Source organism: Haladaptatus sp. QDMS2, assembly GCF_029338295.1.
Lineage (GTDB): Archaea > Halobacteriota > Halobacteria > Halobacteriales > Halococcaceae > QDMS2.
Genome location: NZ_CP119791.1, coordinates 2384866 through 2403444 on the forward strand (window position 1 = coordinate 2384866; position 18579 = coordinate 2403444).

Consider the following 18579-nt stretch of genomic DNA (forward strand, 5'->3'; position numbering starts at 1 on the left):
CTTATGTTCGCATGGACCACGTAGGTACTACCGTGGGTGTGAGTGACTCTGAGAGGCGGGAAACGAACTCCGTCTGACGTAAAGCCTATACTCGAAGGAACCGGTTTGTGTTCTATGGGACTTATGAGCAAGCTCCTGGGTGAACGTGGGTCTCGCAAGACCGACGACTACCTGGAGCTGAACATCGACGACTTCGAGGCGGCGGCTGGCGACGCCAAGATGCGCGTCCACATCGCGAAAATCGGGAACCAACAGGACGTCATTGCCATCAAGGACGCCATCTATGACGGCGACCTGGTCATCGCGGACATCACCCGACACGCGACCGAGGACCGCACAATGCAGCGCATCAGCGACGAACTCCAGCAGGTCGCCCAGGAGGTCGGTGGCGATATCGTCCAAAAGGACGACGACCAGCTCATTCTCACCCCGACGGGCGTCTCAATCAGCCGCCAGAAGCTCGGCGGCCGCTAGGCTCGCGGTCATTTTTCAGACGCACAAAAAAGTGCCCGGTCGGAATTCCCATGACAGACAGCGCCCTCAGTCCCCGAACCGGTACGCGGGTCTGACTCCCACCAGCCGAGTACCGTGTCTGAGAGCTATTATGTCAATACGTAACACACGACGATAAATCTAGGTATTTTCTCAGTACTATCCTGAAAAGCGAACGGAGGTTAGAAGTCGGGGGAGTCGTCTTCGACTTCGCGTTTCATGGACTCGCGGCGGCTCTTTGCGTCGCGTCCCGTGGCTTCGAGCAGGAAGTTGTTTTTCGCGCTCACGGCGTCTGCGGCGTGGTCTGCGAGCCCCTTGTCGAGGATTTCCTTCGCGTCGTGCTCTTCGAAGTGAACCGCGAGTTTGTCTTTCTTGCCGCTGTACTTGACCGCACCAGCGACGATGCGCTTGAACACCGGATTCTTCGGCTCGCCGACGACGAGGAGGTCGCTCCCTTTGAAGTCCTCCGTCCCCGTGATGGGACCAAAGTAGTCTTCGACGGTCGCTTTCATGTCGGGGATTCGCTCCTCCAGCGTCTCACCGCGGCGCATCTTGTACTCCTTCATAGACAGGTGTTTGCGTAGCCAGGTTTTACTCTTTTCGCGTCGCGACCCGGTCTAAGTAGCCCTGCTTACACGACGGACAGATGTCGCCCTCGCGCAGGGGTGATTCACGAACCGGCGTGTCGAAACCACACTTCGGACACTGGAACACGCCCTCGCCGGGAGCGATTGCTCCCGCATCGGTCGTCTCCTCGACTTCTGGTTCGTCTGCCTCGTCTGCGCCGTTCTGTATCCAACTCGTATCTTTCGGGTCCTCGCGTGCCGGTTCGTCCGGCCACGCGCCGGGTTCGCGCTCCGGTTCGTCCGGTTCGTCGGTGAGGATGACGCCGTCGTCGGTCTCTGCGTCGAGTTCGTCGAACGTCGATTCGGTTTCGATGTCTTCGAGGTCCGGGCTCGTGTCGTGCCCCACGCCGGCGTCCTCGTGGTCGTCGATGATTTCTACGTCCTCCTCGCTCGGGTCGGCGGGCGGTTCGACGGCATCCGCCTCGGAAGCGTTCGTCTCGTCTTCGTGGTCGAACGCCGACGCGTCCTCGTGGTCGAACCCGTCTTCGGCTGCGTCCTCGTCAGCGAGGTCGTCCGTGACGATAACGTCCGGTTCGTCGGGAACTGGCTCCGGTTCGCCCGCGGGCGATTCGGCCGACGTAATCTCCTTTGCCTCGGAGCGAACCTGCGTCCCACCGCAGCGTTCGCACACTTCGATCTCGCGCACCGTGACGACGACTTCACTCCCTCGTTCCTCTCGCTCCCGCTCTACCTCCAGTTCGCCGTAGCGGTGACCGAGAAGCGAACACTTGAGACTCATTGGCAAATGCATCCCCACGTGCGAGTATAAGAGTACTGTTTCCCGGACTGTCCGGCGAGAAAACTGGCAGACGGCCACCACCACGGACGGGCCACGAGAGGGGACAAGGGTAAGATGCATCCCGACATACAGTGGGGTATGAGGGCAAAGCGTGAGTATCGGAACCGCGACGCGACAGAGGTTGCGGTGCTCGACGCCTTGGTCGACCGAAAGGGAGAGGGCATGACCGTCTTCGAGCTCAGAGCACACGCGGACATCTCCATCGACGAACTCGAAGACGCGCTCGCCAACCTGAAAGAAGCAGGCCTCATCGAGGTGACCGACGAGGGGGCGCGAACCGTCATCCTGCCGGACGATAAGGTCGTCCCTGAACCGGGCGAAGCCGAGCTGAAACCGTCGCTCATCGACAGAATCATCGAGAAATTCTCGCCGTAGAGGGCGAAGTTTATTCCCGGGCAGGAAATACCACCAGCCATGACCGTCCTCGAGGGGTTCCACGAAGACCACGGCGCAACGTTCACAGAGCGCGGCGGCCGTCGCGTCGTCGGCAACTATGGACGGCCCGCCCAGGCTCACAAAGCCGTCCGAAACGTCGTCGGCGTCATCGAGATGGGCTACGGGGTCGTCCTCGTCGAAGGCGCAGACCGCGTCGAGTTCGTCGACAACGCAATTTCGAACACCGTCCCGACCGAGGACGGTCAGGGGGTTTACGCCCTTCTGCTCGACCCACAGGGTCGCGTCGAACTGGACATGTACGTCTACAACGCTGGCGAGCGCCTGTTGCTGTTCACGCCGCCGGACGAGGCCGCTCCGCTTGCCGAAGACTGGCGCGGGAAGACCTTCATTCAGGACGTGGATATCACCGTCGCCACCGACGACTTCGCCGTGTTCGGCGTCCACGGGCCGAAGGCCACGGAAAAAGTAGCCAGTGTCCTCACCGGCCCGGGCGCACCCGAGGGAGCGCTCTCATTCGACCGCGGGTCGATGGGCGACGCTGGCGTCACCGTCATCGCGACCGACGCGCTAACTGGCGAGGAAGGCTACGAAGTCGTCTGTGCGGCGGACAAGGCTGAGGAAGTCCTCGACGCTCTGCTCTACTTCGGCATGGCGGCGACCCCCTTCGGCTACGACACGTGGGACTCACTCACCCTCGAAGCCGGAACGCCACTGTTCGAGACCGAACTCGAAGGGCGGATTCCGAACGTCGCCGGCATTCGCAACGCACTGAACTTCGACAAGGGCTGTTTCGTCGGCCAGGAAGTCGTCTCCAGAGTCGAGAATCGTGGCCAGCCAAGCCGACGACTCGTGGGACTCGTCTGCGAAGAAGTTCCCGAAGCAGGCGCAACCGTCACCGCAAACGGCGACGAGGTGGGTGAGGTGACGCGCGCCGTCCAGAGTCCCTCGCGCGACGAGCCAATCGCGCTCGCCTACGTCGAATACGGACTGGACGCAACCGACGTGACTGTCGGCAACACAACCGGCAGCATTGAACCGCTCCCCTTCGTCGAGGGGAGCCAGCAATCCGGGCGACTGCCGACGTATCCGAACTGAAAACAGCTATTTTCGCGACAGCAACGCCTTCAACTGCTCGCGCGAGGCGAGGGTCGTCGGCTTGTCCATGTGGACGCCAATTTCGCCTGCGAGCGTGGTGAGTCCGGTCGTCTGAACGGGTTTCGGCAGCGAGTACGCCTTGCGAATCCACGCACCGAGTCGAATCTCCGTCCGGAGGTCCTCGCGCCACGCCCGCTCGTAATCGCCGAGCGTTCCCGGGTCGTCCGGATTCACGGTTTCAGCGGCGTGGTCTGCAGCGGTCATGCCGTAGACGATGCCGCCGCCGGTGAACGGTTTGGTCTGCGCGGCGGCGTCGCCAATCAACAGACTTCGACAGCCCGTCACGCGTTTTGGCGGGCCAATCGGAATCATGCCCGCACAGAAGTGGGAGGTTTCCACGTCGTAGCCGGAGACGAACTCGTCGAACAGTTCGCGGGCGGTCGGTGAAGAGCCGGGCGGCGCGGCGAGGCCGTATTCGACACCCGCCTCGCCACGTGGGATTCGCCACGCGAAGAACGTCGGCGCAGTCAGGTGGACGTCCACGTATTCGCCGGGGTCGTCCTCCTCGGAAAAGGCGAGAACGCCCTGAAGTTTCTCCTGTGGTTCGGGGAGGCCACACTCGCGGCGCACCCGCGAGACGGGGCCGTCACACCCGACCACAATCTTCCCCGCAAACGTCTCCATGCCGTCTGGCGTTTGCGCAACGACCTCGACGCGGTCGCGACGCTCCGTAACCTCGGTAACGCTGTGGTCTTCGCGCAGGTCCACCCCCGCTGCGACGGCCGCGTCGGCGAGCACTTCGTCGAGTCCTACGCGGTCGATGACGTTCGAGATAACGTCGCGTTTGTAGAAGAGGTGCGAGTCGCTCCCCGGGCCGTCAGTGTGAAAACGCGCACCGGAGATTTCGTTCTGGAGGAGCTTTTCTTTCGTCCCTTCGGGAGTGAATTCCCAGAGGTCGGTGCTGACGTGCCCCGAGCAGGCGAGCGGTTTGCCCACTGTCCCGCGTTCGAGCACGAGCACGTCGTGTCCGTCCTCGGCGGTTCGCCGGGCGAATCGCGACCCGGCCGGTCCCGCACCGACGACGACGAAATCGTACATTGGCTTCGCCTATTCTATCCGTCAGTATATACTTCCCGGCCTGTGGCCGCCGCGTGCGAGGATTTATCAGTGAAGCCGCGGCCAGCACGGCCCATGCACTGAGAACCGCCACGGAGTCGCCGCGGCTGTCCGGCATCCGACTTCGTGGAGCCGATACGCCGGCTGTTTGCCCTTATTCGACGACCGCAAAGCCGCGTGGCGTCATCCGCTCGTAGCGGTCTTTCCACGGTATCGAGAGTGTCGTCCACGACCGACCCATGTCCCCAGAGCGAGCGATACCGTGGTTCGAGAAGGCGTAGACGACGCCCGGTTCGCCGACCGTCGCTAGCTCCGCCCGAACTAACCCGTCACCTTCGTCGAGGTCGCCACCACACCGCTCCCACGGGCCGCCAGTCTCGCGTCGATAGACGTAGGACTCGGCCGACGAAGGGTTGTGCGCCGCGTACGCTCCGCTTGCAGCGGAGAGAACCACCGTGTCCGGGTCGCCCGGGTCTGGTGCGACGCTCCAGCAGTAGCGGTGATTCAACCCCTCCTGGGGGTGCGACCACGACCGCCCGCCGTCACGCGACTCCGCGTAGCCGTCGCCAGCCGCCGCGTAGACCTGGCCCGGCGCGTCCGGGTGGACGGCCAGCGAGTGATTGTCGAACCGCGACCCGGAGGGTCGTTCGTGCCACGATTCGCCGCCGTCCTCGGAGTAGACGAAGGCTCCGGCCTCGATGCCGACGTAGAGACGGTCGGGGTCTTCGGGGTCCACCTCGATCCACCGAACGTGATGGGTGTGCGGCCGCGGCGGGAAGTACCACTCGTCCGCCGAAGGCAGGTCGGTGAGCGGCGAGAGCGCGGTCCACGAGTCGCCGCCATCAGTGGAGCGATAGACCGCGCTCGGTTCCGTGCCGACGTAGACGGTATCCGGGTCGTGCGGACTCACGCGTGCTGACATCACGGCTCCCTCGATGACATCCTCACCGACCGATTCCCAGGTGTCGCCAGCGTCGAGACTCCGCTGGAGGCCGGACTCGAACGTTCCGACGAAGATGCGCTTCGGTTCGGCCGGCGAGACGGCCACGCATTCGAGCGAATGACCGTCGAGTCGCTCGGTTGCCTGCCAGTCCCCACCCCGGCCGGTCGCGACCACGAGCACCTCGCGAAGCGGTGCGTAAATTGAGGTCATACCGAGAGATACGCTCGCCCGACGGAAAGAGGTAGTGCGTCGTTAGTCGTCGGTCGTTATCGCCGGAGCCACACGGTCCGCACGCGGCCCGTCGAGGTCGATTTCCGGGAGCAGGTCGCGCAGATAAAGGCCGGTATAGGAGTCGTCGTCGCGGGCGACTTCCTCGGGCGTACCCGCTGCGACGATTTGGCCGCCGTTCTCACCACCCTCCGGTCCGAGGTCGATGATGTGGTCTGCGTTCTTCACGAGGTCGAGTTCGTGTTCGACGACGACCACGGTGTTGCCGTTGTCCACGAGCCGCTGGAGCACGTCGATGAGCTTGCGCTCGTCCTCCGAGTGCAGACCTGTCGTTGGCTCGTCGAGCAGGTAGAGCGTCTCACCAGTCTGTTTCTTACCGAGTTCTTCTGCGAGTTTCACGCGCTGGGCTTCACCACCAGAGAGCGTCGTAGACGGTTGGCCGAGGCGCATATAGTCGAGGCCGACGTCGGAGAGCAACTGCAGGCGGCGCTTGATGCGTGTGTCTGCTTCGAAGAACGCGAGGGCTTCCTCGATGCTCATATCGAGAACGTCCGCGATGTTCTTGCCTTTGTACGTCACGTCAAGCGTCTCATTGTTGTAGCGGTCGCCGCCACACTCCTCACACGGGACGTACACGTCAGAGAGGAAGTTCATCTCGATTTTGACGGTTCCCTGCCCGCCACACTCCTCACAGCGCCCGCCCTTCACGTTGAACGAGAAGCGCCCCTTCTCGTAACCACGCTGACGGGCGAGTTTCGTCTTCGCGAACAGCTCGCGGATGTAGTCGAAGACGCCCGTGTACGTCGCCGGGTTCGACCGCGGCGTGCGGCCGATTGGACTCTGGTCGATGAGGCGCACCGTCTCGATCTGGTCGAGACCCTCGATGGCGTCGTGTTCGCCGGGGTCGACGCTCGTGTTGTTGTTCATCGTCCGCGCGAGACTCTTGTAGAGAATCTCGTGCATGAGTGTCGATTTCCCCGACCCGGAGACACCCGTAACTGCGGTGAAACAGCCGAGCGGGATGTCAACGTCGAGGCTCTGTAAGTTGTGCTGGCGGGCGCCCTTGATGGTGAGTTTGCCGTCGGATTCTCGTCGGTCCGTCGGCACGCGGATGGCTTTGCGCCCGGAGAGGTACTCGGCGGTGATGGTGTCGGCCTCGAGTATCTCGTCGTACGAGCCCTGAAAGACGACTTCGCCGCCGCGTTTGCCGGGGCCAGGCCCCATGTCGATGATGTTGTCCGCCCGGCGCATCGTCTCCTCGTCGTGTTCGACGACGAGCAACGTGTTGCCGATATCTCTGAGTTCACAGAGCGTGTTGAGCAGGCGGTCGTTGTCGCGCTGATGGAGGCCGATGGACGGTTCGTCGAGCACGTAGAGGACGCCGACCAGTCCGGACCCGATCTGTGTGGCGAGGCGAATCCGCTGGCTCTCGCCGCCCGACAGGGTTGCGGCCTCCCGGTCGAGCGTGAGGTATTCGAGACCAACTTCGCACATGAAGCCGAGGCGGGCGCGAATCTCCTTGAGAATCTCCGTCGCGATGGTTCGCTCGCGGTCGGTAAGGTTCTCTTCGAGTCCCTCGAAGTAGGTGAGCGCGTCGCCGATGCTCATGCGGTTCACCTCTGGAAGGGACGTACCATCCACGAGGACAGCGCGAGATTCGGGCTTCAGGCGCGACCCGTTACACGCCGGGCACGTCGTGACCGACATGAACTTCTCGATGTGCTCGCGGGCGCGCTTGCTGTCGGTTTCGACGTGGCGTCGTTCGAGGTTCGGGATGACGCCCTCGAACGGCTGTTTCTTCCGGCGGACGCCGTTTTTCGTCTGCCACTCGAACAGCACCTCTTCGCGCGTCCCGTAGAGAAAGCCCTCCTGTACCTCGGTGTCCAGCTCTTCGAACGGTGTGGTGAGCGAGACGTCGTAGTGCTCGGCCATCGAGTCGAGCTGGCGGCGGTAGTAGGTCCGGTTGTAGCTCCACGGTTCGAAGACGTGCTTGAGCGGCTGGCTCGGGTCCTGAATGACGAGGTCTTCGTCGATTTCCTTCGTCTCGCCGAGGCCGGAACACTCTGGACACGCCCCGTACGGGCTGTTGAACGAGAAACTGCGCGTCTCCACTTCACTCAGGTCGATACCACAGTGGGTGCACGCGAGGTCCTCTGAGAACTCGACGACGAGTCGGCCATCTTTCTCAGCGTTCGCGCCGAGCGACCCGGTCGAGCGCGTCTCGGAGCCGAGTTTGACGCCGTTCGGCGGGTTTGGCAGGACGACCTTGACGATGCCGTCGGTCTCGCGGAGTGCGGTTTCAACGCTGTCGGTGATGCGAGAACGGGCTTTCTCCGCGATTTTCACGCGGTCGACGACGACGTCGATGGTGTGTCGGAAGTTCTCGTCAAGCGTCGGTTTCTCCACGGTGAGGTCGTACTCCTCGCCGTCGACTTCGACGCGCGAGTAGCCGTCACTCACGAGATCAGAAAAGAGGTCTACGAACGCACCTTTCTGGTCGCGCACGACGGGTGCGGCGATTTTCGCCTTCGTGCCGTCGGGCAGTTCGAGGATGCGACGCACCATGTTCTGGGCGCTCTGTTCGCCCACCTCGCGGCCACACTCGGGACAGTGTGGAATGCCGACGCGGGCGTACAGCAGGCGCAGGTAGTCGTGGAGTTCGGTCACCGTCCCGACGGTCGACCGCGGGTTGTTCGCCCCGTTTTTCTGGTCGATAGAGATGGCTGGCGAGAGCCCTTCGACGCTCTCGACCTGTGGTTTGTCCATCTGTCCGAGGAAGTTGCGGGCGTAGGCACTCAGACTCTCGATGTAGCGGCGCTGGCCTTCTGCGTAAATCGTGTCGAAGGCGAGCGACGATTTCCCCGACCCCGAAAGTCCCGTAACGACGGTGAACGTCTCGCGCGGGACGCGAACGTCGAGGTCTTTCAGATTGTGCTCTTTGGCCCCCCTAACCTCGATGTAGTCCTTGCTCATCTACGCCTGCGTATGGACGCTGGCCGTGAAACGCTGTCGGTTAGGACGTGGTTTGCGCGGCCGAAGGAAGCAGCCAATTTGCCGGCTCGAACACGTTCACCGGCAGCGGTTTTGTCGAGTGCACGTAGAGGGTGTACTCGGGTCCGCCGACCACCAGTCTGCGGAGTCGGCTCTCGTCGCGTTTGAAGCCAAATTCGGCGAGAACTGCCTCGGGCAGCAAGCCGTCTGGAACCTGAAGGAGGGTCGCGTCAGCGTGCTCCTCGCAGAGGTGGAGAAGGATACGTCGGAGGCCGATAGTCCGGTCCGCGTCGCCTTCGAGTGGTGCCACCTCTGCGAGGGTGACGACACGCTTGTCGCCGACCATCTTGATTCGCGTGACGACGGAGGCGAGCGGCACGCCGTAGCGGGTTGCCGTGTAGGTGGTCCACTCGTCCTGTGGGTTGCCAAACCGCCACGCGAGGAAGCGTTCGTCGCGTCGGAGGTGGAGACGTGACGGTGTCACTCGGCGCGAGAGCACCACGAGGTCGTCGATGAACACACCATCGGCCTGTTCGATGGCGAGTTTTTCACCAAGGGTGACGCGCCGGTCGCGGCGGCGGCGGAGGAATCGAGCGAGCGCCGTCGTGACCGTGGCGATTGGTCCGAGCGGTCGGACGAACGCGCCCGGGTCCTGGATTCGGGAGTGCGTTTTCGTGGGTGCGACCCGGATCCAGCCCCAGTGGTCGAAGATGGGGGCGGCCGCGTCGTTGAGGAACGAAAAGAGCACGTCGTGCGTCGCCTCGCCGTGTGAAATTGTCTCCTTCGCGAGTTTCGAGTAGATGCCCGTCCCCCGGTAGTCCGGATGGATGATAGCATCGACAAGCATCGCCCCAGCGAGCGATTCGATGCCGTGGGCGAGCGGGAACGACAGGTAGCCCTGCATTCCGATGACCGTTCCATCGACCTCGGCGACGAGCAGTGAGAAGTCGTCGGCGAAGGGATTGTCGAGATACTTCCAGTCGAACCAGTCGGGCGTTGCAGGCGCGGAGAGACTTTCTTCTACGAGTGCGCAGATGGCGTCACGGTCGCCGTCTGTAGACAGGCGAATGGTGACACCGTTTACATACGCCGTGTGTGTGACGAGTGCCATACCTGTCACGTCTCTGTGATTCACTATTGTTACAGAGTTTCAACAGCCGCGCCGAGACGGGAAGTGGGCTGCTAACTGCGAAGGCGGTTGGAAACTGGCCGGGCGGCAGTTGGAGGAGGGTCGCCGACGTGTCGTGCGAAAGGAGTGGCTACTGAGTGGGGAGAAAATGCTTCGTCCGCGAAAAAACACTCGCTCATCTGTGGCCCTAGATTTAACCGGTGACGTGAGAACCCGTTTGTATGGCACTGGATACCATGTTGCTCGCGGTTGGCCCCCGCGATGCGAACAGTGTGGGCCGACTCGCAGAGACCGTAATCGATGTCGCAAAGCCGACCGGTGCAACCGTCGTCCTCGGGCATGTATTCACCGAAGAGGAGTTCGACTCGGTTCTCGAACGGCTCGACTTTTCTGTGGAAAACCGCGCCGAACCGGGCGAAGTTGCGCGACGGCACACGACGATTCGAGAGCTCACAGACCACTTCGACGAGGCGGGCGTCGAGTACGAAATCGAGGGATCGGTCGGAAACCACGGCGACGCCATCGTCGACCTCGCGGAGGGGGTCGATGCAGACCGAGTCGTCATCGGCGGGCGAAAGCGATCGCCGACTGGCAAGGCCGTGTTCGGTTCGACCGCCCAGGAAGTGCTGTTCGCCGCGCCGTGTCCGGTGACGTACGTCAGGCGGGACTGACCGACCGGGCAAATCTCCTTAACAGTTGCCGGCCAATGTCTACGGTGAGATGCATCACGAAATCGGCCACCGCCCGTCGTTCGCCTTCGTAACCATCCACTTAGATGCAGGAGAGGCAATCGTCACCGAAGCGGGTTCGATGGTCAGCTACACAGACGGCGTCGAAATCAAGACCGCAGCAAACGGCGGCCTGCTCGGGTCGCTCAAACGGTCCGTGCTCGGCGGCGAGAGTTTCTTCATGAACACGTTCACCGCGACCACGGACGGCCACGTCACGCTCGCTCCGCCACTGCCGGGTGACGTGGTGAACCACGACATCGAAGACGAGACGCTCTACGTCCAGTCGGGGTCGTTCCTCGCGGCCGACCCGAGCATCGAAATCGACACCAAATTCGGCGGCGGCCGGACGTTCTTCGGCGGCGAAGGACTGTTCTTGCTCAAACTCACGGGGACCGGCGAGACGTTCCTGTCGAGTTACGGCGCGATTCAGGAAGTCGACCTCGAACCCGGCGAGAAGTACATCGTCGATACGGGACACGTCGTCGCCTTCGAGGAGACGACAGAGTTCACGGTCAACAAAGTCGGCGGTCTCAAGTCCACCCTTCTGAGCGGCGAAGGCCTCGTCGTCACCTTCACCGGCCCGGGCCGCATCTGGATGCAAACCCGGAGCGAGGACGCCTTCCTCTCGTGGCTCATCCCGCAGTTACCGACGAGAAACAGCAGCAACTGAGCCGTCCACGTACCTGACCAAAAACATCATACGTACAACGTGTTTAGGTGAGACATGCGCCGCAGACAGGTCCTCAAAGCCGCAGCCGCAGGCGCCGCCCTCCCCGCATTCGGCCGCTCGGTTTCCGCCCAAGCGGCGGACGAATCGTACACCCCGCTGGGGACGCTTGACCTCGCTCGAGCGAAAGAAGTCGTCGTCAGTGCCGACGGCGAAACCGCCTTCCTCGCCCTGACCGACGGGTTCGCCACCGTAGACGTGAGCGACCCCGCCAATCCGGCCGTGCTCACAGAAAAGCGCGGACTGCTCGGCGACGTGGACGGCGGCCCCCTCCGAAACATCTACGACGTGAAAGTAGACGGCGACACGCTGCTCGTCGCCGGCCCGGCGAACCCGACCGCCGAGGAAAACATCAACGCGTTCATCCTCTACGACGTGTCGGACCCGGCGAATCCCTCCCGCCGCGCCGTCCACGAGACCGACTTCTTCCATCACAACGTCTTCGTCGAAGGTGAGTACGCCTACTTCGGCGACAACGAGCACGCCCAGGACGTGGAGAATCGGCGAAACGAACTCGTCGTCTTCGACATCAGCGGCGAGCCGGAGGAAGTGGGTCGCTGGTCCGTCGTGGACGCGGAAGAAGGCTGGGCAGACGTCGGCGTCGGCGTGTGGACGCTCCACGACCTCTACGTTCAGGACAGCATCGCCTATCTCGTATTCTGGGATGCCGGCACGTGGATGGTCGACGTGAGCGACCCGGCGAACCCGGAGTCACTCGGAAGCGTCCGGTCCCCCGACCCCGAAGAACTGTCGCAGCTCACGAACGACCAGCTCAACCAGATGATTTTCGAGCCCCCGGGTAACGACCACTACGTCACCGTCAACGACGACGCGACGGTGATGGGCGTCGGCGGCGAGTCCTGGGACGTGGACACGAGCGACGACTCCGGTGGTCCGAGCGGCATCGAACTGTTCGACATCTCGGATATGGCGAACCCAGAGCCCCTCGCGATGCTCGAACCGCCCGAAGTCGACGACGCCTCGTTCCAGGGGACGTGGACGACGTCCCACAACTTCGACATCGTGGGCGACCGCCTCTACTCCTCGTGGTATCAGGGCGGCGTGAAGATTCACGACATCTCGGACCCGGCGAATCCCGAGGAACTGGCGTGGTGGCGCGAACCGACGCAGACGAGTTTCTGGACCGCCCAACTCGCGGTTCCCGGAGAGTTCTTCGTCGCCACGAGCCACGAGAACCCCGCCGTCAGTAACGGTGCCAGCGGAGCGGCCCTGTACACGTTCCCCGACCGGGCGGGCGAACAGGAGAACCCGCCGTCGCTTACGGGGACGCCGACGCGGACGGCGACTACCGCACCGACGCAAACGACGAGCACGCAGACCACGACGGCAGCACCGACGACGACGGCCACGAGCACGCCCGAACCGACCACGACGGAGACGACTGGGCCCGGCTTCGGCGTGCCTGCGGCGGTCGCTGGTGTCGGCCTCGGGGCGTGGCGGTATCTGCATCGCGAGCGAAACGAAGATTAAAGCGCCTTTTCGAGCGCGCTCGCCACGCGGCGAGCCTTTTCTGCGAGTTCTGGAGAGATGTTCCCGAGGGCTACTGCAGCGTCCAGTTCGTCGTCGTCGACGCGCTCGACCGTGCCGTCTGCGTGCTTGATGACGTCGACGTGGAGGTCCACGTAGCGGACGGTGTCGGGGAAGATTTCGACTGGCGTGCAGACGTTGACGTACGTCCCCCGTCGGTCGCCGTCCTGACTGCGGTACACCGTCGGATACCACCACTTGCCCTCGGTGAACTTCGTCACCGCCACGTCGCCGGCGCGGCGGGGAACCTCGAGTGCGTCGTAGTTACCGCCGGGCGACATCTTGCGGGTGACCGTGATGCGCTGGTTATCGACTTCGCGGTCGGTCACTTCGCCCGACCCGAGGGTGATGAGTCGCCCGTCTGGTTTCCCGTGGCCGATGGCGACAGTGTCGCCGGCCATCGGTCCAAACTGCCGGGTGACCGCGGCGAAGGGGAACTCGCCCTGTGGGTCGCAGATATCCTCGACGAAATCGACCGCGGCGCTGGCCCGGCGGTCTGCGGCCTTGATGCGGTGGTGGCCGGGCATCGTCGTGGTGACCGCCCGGCGGTGGTCGTCGAGGGCGAATCGTGAGTCGCGACCAAACCAGACCCAGCGCGTCGCCTCGCCGTCGTGGAGCGCGAGGGGTGCCTCGTCGGTCGGGTCGGGGGCGTCGGCGAGTGACCCTTCGATGGCGTCAGCCTGCGCGACTGCCGCCGAAAGCGCGTCGTCGAGCGCGTCGAGACTGGCGTCGTCTGCGTCCCGACCCCAACTCACGTACCAGCCCTCGGGCGGGTCGGTCGGAAGGAGGTCGCCGAGGGCCATCGGCCGGGTGCCGGAGGGTTCGGGACCGCGGACGAGCGTCGCGAGACCGCCCATCACGCGGATTCGTGTGTCTACGACGGGTCGGTCGCCGCTCCACGGTGCGGCGGGGTCGCGAACCTGCACCCGAAGGGCGTCGTTTTCTGAAACCCGGTCGTCAACCTTCGAGTAGGGGAGAAACCCTTCGGCCGCTCCAAGGTCGACGACCGCACCGCTGCCGAGCGTTTCCGTCACGACGACGTTGCAGACCGCGCCGCGCGGGGCCGGGTCGGCCCACGAGAACGTGTCGATACCCACGGCGAGCAGGTCGTGGAGTTCGCCGACTGCCTCGTCGGTTCCGACGACGCCGACGCCCTGCCGGTCTGCCGTGGTTTCGACGGTGGCGTCGTACTCCGCGTCTTCGAACGCCTCGTCGAAGCGGTTACGGATTGGTTCTGAGGCGAGCACGACGTCGTGGCCGGCATCGTGAAGCAGGTGCGTGACCGCCGTCGTGTAGATGCCCCGGACGCGGACGTTCATAGCGCGTCTCTGCTCGCAGCGAAGCGGACGCGGTCGTGGACGGTCGCGCCGAGGTTCAGTTCGACCACGTCGTCGCCGAGGACCCGCCCGCCTTCGATTGGGACGCCCCACGAGTCGAACCGGAGGTAGCCGCGGATGTCCGCCCCATGGGTGAACAGGTCGCAGTACGAGACGGTGTGTTCGGGAAACTCGGCTTTGCTGTGGGCGAGGTCCATGTCGGAGTAGACGGTGTCGTGGTCCTCGAAGAAGGCATGAAGGCGGTCGGCGTCCGCCTGCGTCGCCTCGACGACCGCTCGCGAGACGGCTTTCAGTTCGTCGAGCGAGAGGCCAGCGTCACGAAGCGCCTTCTGCGTTCGCTGGTCGAAGTGCATGGGCGTCGGTTGGGACGGCGGGATTGAAAATAGCGCGGTCTGTCCTCAGTCGTCTGCGGGTGCCGCGGACGGGGCGGCTGAGTCTTGGGCTGCGGTTGCTTCGTCCTCGCTGTTCGACCGTCGGTCGGTTGTCGGCGGTGCGGTGTAGAGTAAGCCACGACTCGTGCTGTACCGTGTCATGACCTACCAGTGGGCGCGAAACCCTTGATAAAACTACTCCTGATACTGTATTAGGTAGCTGAATCAGTGCTAGGACGGCAGAACAATTAGGGTCGGGGCTGCCTTACGAAGTGACATGACGCGAAGACGAGACCCAGTGCAGGCGCGCGCAGACGGGTCACACGACCTCTACGACGTGGCAACGTGGGAGGCACGCTCTCGCCTCGACCGAATCTCTGTCCGACTGCATCGGTGGCTCAACCTCACGCTCAGGGCCGTCGTCATCCTCGCCGCCGTCCTCATTTTCGTCTCGCAGTTCGCCCTCGGCGGCTTCGGCGCGGTAACCGACCCGACCGTGACCGCGCTGGTCGTGCTCTCCGCGCTCCCGGCGCTCGGCCTCGCGTGGTACGTCCACCGCGAAGACGCCACCTCCGGCGAACCGCTCGAACTTCTGGTCGCCACGTTCATCCTCGGCGTGCTGTTCGCCGGATTCGCCGGCATCCTGAACACCGTCGTCGGGTCGAGCGTCCAGGCAATCGGCTCCGGGTTCGGAACCGCCCCGCTCATCGGCCTCATTCTCATGTTCTATCTCGTCGTCGGGCCGGTCGAGGAGGTCGTAAAGTGGCTCGCCATCAGGCTCTACGCCTACCGCTCTGACAGATTCGACGCGGTCATCGACGGCGCGGTGTACGGGGCCGTCGCAGGTCTCGGCTTCGCGACCATCGAGAACGCCCTCTACATCACCCAGAACCTGAATGCGGTGATGCTCGGCAGCGGCAACATCGTCGGCGCTGGCTCCGGCATCACGGCGGTTCGCGCCCTCGCCGGGCCGGGCCACGTCATCTATTCTGCGTTCGCCGGCTACTACCTCGGCCTCGCGAAGTTCAACCCCGAGAATCGCGGTCCCATCGTCGTGAAGGGCCTGCTCATCGCCGCCGTCATCCACGGCACCTACAATACGCTCGTCTCCACCGTCCCAGACATCGTCGTCGCGCTGGTTCCGGGAATTTCGCCGTTCACCGTCTTCCTCGGGTTCGTCATCGTCTTCGACGGCATCTTCGGCTACATCCTGCTGCGGAAGATTCGCCGCTACAGCCGCACCTACAAGGAACTTCACCACGGCAAGGACGCGAGCGAATTCGAAGTCGCGAAAACGGAGTACGACGCCTAAAGCAGCTGTTCTACGTACTTCGCGATGACGTCCACTTCGAGGTGGACGCGGTCGCCAACTTCCTTTTCAGAGAGGTTCGTCAGGTCGTAGGTCGTCGGGATGATGGCCACGGTAAAGGCGTCTTCCTGTCGGGCTGCGACCGTGAGCGAGATGCCATCGACGGTAATCGACCCCTTCTCGACGACGTATTTCGCCGATTCTGCGGGTAGTTCGATTTCGAACTCCCAGTCCTCGCCGAGTTGCTCGATGCGGCGAATTTCTGCCGTGCCATCGACGTGTCCCTGCACGATGTGGCCGTCGAACCGACCGTCCGCGGGCATCGCGCGTTCTACGTTGACCATGTCGCCTTCCTCGACCGCGTCGAAGGCGGTGCGCGAGATGGTCTCCTGCAGCAAGAAGACGGAGAACCACCCGTCGCCGTGTTCCTCGACGGTGAGACACGCGCCGTTTACGCTGATGGACTGCCCGTGGGTGAGGTCGGTGAAGGGGACGCCGAGTTTCAGCCGCCGGCCACCCTCGGTGTCGGTGACCGCGAGCACGTCGCCCGTGGTTTCGACGATTCCGGTGAACATGCCGAGAGGTAAGCAGGGCGCAGAAAAGAATCCCCCGCCTCGAAAGCCGTGGTGTTTTTGCTCGCGGACGCGGACTCTCGATTAATGGGAAAGGGCATCATCGGTACCATCCAGTTGGCCATCGCGCTCGCGTTCGCCATCCCTGTGGGCCTGCTCGGCCTTGACATGCTTTCGCGGGGCGAGACGCTCATCGGCGCTGGCTTCATCGGCCTCGCCGTGCTGATGATTGCGATAGAGGAGTACATCACCACCCCCGGAGACCTGCCGGGCATGGCCGCAAAGAAGGTGGCCGGCGTGGTGATAAAAGAGAAAGACGAAGAGGAGTAGTCAGTCGGCGGAGATGGGTTCGACGGCTTCTGCGAGCAGTTCGTCGAGCGGTTTGTCCACCGGACGGTTGTGTAACAACACGTCGATGGGGAGCGTCGGCGCGCCGTCCACGAGATTCTCCATCATCACGAGGCGTTCGCGGGCACGACTCATCCCGACGTAGAAGACGCGACGTTCGTTGTCGGTCATCATCGGAATCGGACTCGTGCGCTTCGTGAACTCCACGTCGGGCGAAAGCGAGGGGTCCTGTTCGATGAGCGCCGCCATCTGTTCGACCACCTTTTCGGTGAGGTCGGTGGCGACGAACACGTGGTCTGCTTCACGACCCTTCGCCGAGTGGATGGTGCCGATGCGGACTTTGTCGCGGTCCAGGTGCTGGTACTCGCCGCTGAAGTAGGCTTTGAGCGAGCGTTTCTGGAAGGAGGTAACCTTCCGAAGCATGTCCGCGGCCGATTCGGGGGCCGGGACGAACGGCGCGAACTGACGGATGAAGTCGGGGTCGAATTCGAGGTTCGTGAGGTCGTCTTCCTCGTGTTCTTCTTTTGCTTCCTCGATGGCCTCGAACAGCGCTTCGCGGTCGTTGGTCCCGAACGCGGAGTCCGCGAGCATGTTCGCGAGACGGCGTGCCTGCAGTCCGTCTACGTTCTCGCCCTCGGCGATGGCTTCGACCGCGGTGACGTACTGGTAGAGGCGGTCGGTCCACATCCGCTGGTCGGTGAGCACGCGGAACGGGATGCCCTCGCCGATGAACTCGTCCATGAACTGGAACATCTGGTAGCGGGCGCGAAACAGCACCATGATGGTTCCCTCCTCGTCGGCCACCGTCCGACGGAGTTCGCGCACGAGGTCCAGCATCGACGGCGAATGCATCGCTTCGACGATGCCGCCCTCCTTGCGGGGCTTGAGCTTCTTCTCCTGGCGCTCCTCGATGTGTCGAATCTCGTGTTGGACGACGTTCAGAATCTTCGACGGAAGGCGGTAGGAGTTCGGAAGAATCACGTCCTCGCCACCTTCGTTGAGCAGGAGTTTCGGGTCCGCACCCTGCCACGCATAGACGACCTGGTCGTCGTCACCGGCGATGAGGACGTGTTTCATGTGCTTTTTCCACTCCTCGTACACGGCGTACTGGAGCGTGGTGATGTCCTGGAACTCGTCGATGACGAGGTAATCGACGCTCGGCAGGAGCGAGCGCTGGTGGACGCGTTCGAGCATGTCGGCGAAGCCGACCTTGTCGTTTTTGCCCTTGTAGGACTGCCACGCCCGGATGGCCTCCGGGATGTCGATGCGCTTGTCGTCGGAGGGCCACGTCGGCGTGTACTTGTTGCCCTCCTGTGCGTTCGGGTCGATTTCCGGTGGCAGGCGAACCTTCTCTACGTTCCACTGGAAGGGCACGTCGTACCAGTCGGCCACGTCCCGGCGGGTGCGCTGGAGCCACTGGCTCGTGGCGATAATCTTGTTTCCGATGGTGGTCGAACGGGCGGTGCGGCGGCGCGAACTCGAATATTCGTCTTCGAATTCGAGGCCGTACTCTTCGCAGAACTCCTTTTTGTCCTTCTCGCCGACCACGTCCTTGCGCGAGAGGTCGAGCAGTTCGTACGCTTTCGCGTGCATGGTCGAGACGTTCCCCTGCAACGAGCGGGGGCTCACGTCGAGGCGTTCTGCGAGGCGTTCGCGGATTTCTGCGGCAGCAGCGCGGGTGTAAGAGACGACGAGGACGTCGTTTATCTCGACACCGTCGCGATTGAGGATGTCTTCGACTTCGTCGAGAAGCGCCGTCGTCTTCCCGCTCCCCGGCCCTCCGAACAATCGAGTGACCGTGGGTTCGGCGTCAGTCATTGT

General features: G+C 63.3%; 19 protein-coding genes. 8 read left to right on the forward strand and 11 right to left on the reverse strand.

All coding sequences use genetic code 11. The annotated features are described in order from the left end of the window. Positions 1-114: 114 nt before the first annotated feature. Positions 115-474 (forward strand): cell division protein SepF, encoded by a 360-nt coding sequence (sepF, locus tag P1M51_RS12955; protein WP_276245590.1) that lies wholly within the window; start codon positions 115-117, stop codon positions 472-474. 200 nt (positions 475-674) lie between these two features. On the opposite strand, the gene P1M51_RS12960 is transcribed toward sepF, so the two are convergent. Together P1M51_RS12960 and P1M51_RS12965 are read right to left on the reverse strand one after the other, a co-directional pair. Then, positions 675-1058 carry a DUF5611 family protein gene (locus P1M51_RS12960; protein WP_276245591.1) on the reverse strand — a complete coding sequence of 128 codons (384 nt, stop codon included), beginning with the start codon at positions 1056-1058 and terminating at the stop codon, positions 675-677. Between the two features lie 25 nt (positions 1059-1083). Next, on the reverse strand, positions 1084-1857 hold the full coding sequence (locus P1M51_RS12965) for a hypothetical protein (protein WP_276245592.1): 774 nt from the start codon (positions 1855-1857) through the stop codon (positions 1084-1086). 138 nt (positions 1858-1995) lie between these two features. Here P1M51_RS12965 and P1M51_RS12970 point away from each other — a divergent pair, with 138 nt between their 5' ends. Further along, positions 1996-2292, forward strand: a complete 297-nt coding sequence (locus P1M51_RS12970) for a DUF6432 family protein (protein WP_276245593.1) — start codon at positions 1996-1998, stop codon at positions 2290-2292. A 39-nt stretch (positions 2293-2331) separates the two neighbouring features. Further along, complete coding sequence (locus P1M51_RS12975) at positions 2332-3408, forward strand: aminomethyltransferase family protein (RefSeq protein ID WP_276274572.1); 1077 nt, start codon at positions 2332-2334, stop codon at positions 3406-3408. 6 nt (positions 3409-3414) lie between these two features. Here the strand turns inward: P1M51_RS12975 and P1M51_RS12980 are convergent, their stop codons facing one another. From P1M51_RS12980 to P1M51_RS12995, 4 genes are all read right to left on the reverse strand, one after another. Then, positions 3415-4506, reverse strand: coding sequence for a geranylgeranyl reductase family protein (locus P1M51_RS12980; RefSeq protein ID WP_276245595.1), 1092 nt, complete (start codon positions 4504-4506; stop codon positions 3415-3417). A 172-nt stretch (positions 4507-4678) separates the two neighbouring features. Continuing rightward, entirely contained in the window at positions 4679-5677 is a 999-nt protein-coding gene (locus tag P1M51_RS12985; RefSeq protein ID WP_276245596.1) for a hypothetical protein, read from the reverse strand. 42 nt (positions 5678-5719) lie between these two features. Beyond that, a complete protein-coding gene (uvrA, locus tag P1M51_RS12990) occupies positions 5720-8668 on the reverse strand; it encodes an excinuclease ABC subunit UvrA (protein ID WP_276245597.1) in 2949 nt (982 codons plus the stop codon). 40 nt (positions 8669-8708) lie between these two features. Continuing rightward, complete coding sequence (locus P1M51_RS12995; RefSeq protein WP_276274573.1) at positions 8709-9797, reverse strand: GNAT family N-acetyltransferase; 1089 nt, start codon at positions 9795-9797, stop codon at positions 8709-8711. Between the two features lie 239 nt (positions 9798-10036). On the opposite strand from P1M51_RS12995, the gene P1M51_RS13000 reads away from it, so the two are divergent. The 3 genes from P1M51_RS13000 to P1M51_RS13010 are packed head-to-tail and all read left to right on the forward strand — an operon-like array spanning position 10037 to position 12764. Then, positions 10037-10486, forward strand: a complete 450-nt coding sequence (locus P1M51_RS13000; protein WP_276245599.1) for a universal stress protein — start codon at positions 10037-10039, stop codon at positions 10484-10486. 49 nt (positions 10487-10535) lie between these two features. Further along, positions 10536-11216, forward strand: a complete 681-nt coding sequence (locus tag P1M51_RS13005) for a TIGR00266 family protein (protein ID WP_276274574.1) — start codon at positions 10536-10538, stop codon at positions 11214-11216. 54 nt (positions 11217-11270) lie between these two features. Then, complete coding sequence (locus P1M51_RS13010; protein WP_276245601.1) at positions 11271-12764, forward strand: LVIVD repeat-containing protein; 1494 nt, start codon at positions 11271-11273, stop codon at positions 12762-12764. On the opposite strand, the gene P1M51_RS13015 is transcribed toward P1M51_RS13010, so the two are convergent. Genes P1M51_RS13015 through P1M51_RS13025 form a run of 3 tightly spaced genes read right to left on the reverse strand, consistent with a single transcriptional unit; the run spans position 12761 to position 14691 of the window. After that, a complete protein-coding gene (locus P1M51_RS13015; protein WP_276245602.1) occupies positions 12761-14140 on the reverse strand; it encodes a DUF402 domain-containing protein in 1380 nt (459 codons plus the stop codon). The two genes, P1M51_RS13010 and P1M51_RS13015, sit on opposite strands and share 4 nt — an antisense overlap. Beyond that, positions 14137-14511 (reverse strand): hypothetical protein, encoded by a 375-nt coding sequence (locus P1M51_RS13020; protein WP_276245603.1) that lies wholly within the window; start codon positions 14509-14511, stop codon positions 14137-14139. Before P1M51_RS13020 ends, P1M51_RS13015 begins: the two co-directional genes overlap by 4 nt. Before the next feature lie 45 nt (positions 14512-14556). Next, positions 14557-14691 carry a hypothetical protein gene (locus tag P1M51_RS13025; protein WP_276245604.1) on the reverse strand — a complete coding sequence of 45 codons (135 nt, stop codon included), beginning with the start codon at positions 14689-14691 and terminating at the stop codon, positions 14557-14559. Positions 14692-14806: 115 nt separating this feature from the next. Between P1M51_RS13025 and P1M51_RS13030 the strand changes: the two genes are divergently transcribed. Continuing rightward, entirely contained in the window at positions 14807-15841 is a 1035-nt protein-coding gene (locus P1M51_RS13030; RefSeq protein ID WP_276245605.1) for a PrsW family intramembrane metalloprotease, read from the forward strand. Here the strand turns inward: P1M51_RS13030 and P1M51_RS13035 are convergent. Beyond that, positions 15838-16413 carry a riboflavin synthase gene (locus P1M51_RS13035; protein ID WP_276274575.1) on the reverse strand — a complete coding sequence of 192 codons (576 nt, stop codon included), beginning with the start codon at positions 16411-16413 and terminating at the stop codon, positions 15838-15840. The genes P1M51_RS13030 and P1M51_RS13035 overlap by 4 nt on opposite strands. An 84-nt stretch (positions 16414-16497) precedes the next feature. Here P1M51_RS13035 and P1M51_RS13040 point away from each other — a divergent pair, with 84 nt between their 5' ends. Continuing rightward, a complete protein-coding gene (locus P1M51_RS13040) occupies positions 16498-16740 on the forward strand; it encodes a hypothetical protein (RefSeq protein ID WP_276245607.1) in 243 nt (80 codons plus the stop codon). On the opposite strand, the gene P1M51_RS13045 is transcribed toward P1M51_RS13040, so the two are convergent. Continuing rightward, the gene (locus tag P1M51_RS13045; protein ID WP_276245608.1) at positions 16741-18576 is read right to left on the reverse strand and encodes a UvrD-helicase domain-containing protein; all 1836 of its coding nucleotides are present in this window, start codon (positions 18574-18576) and stop codon (positions 16741-16743) included. It lies immediately after the preceding gene. Positions 18577-18579 lie beyond the last annotated feature (3 nt).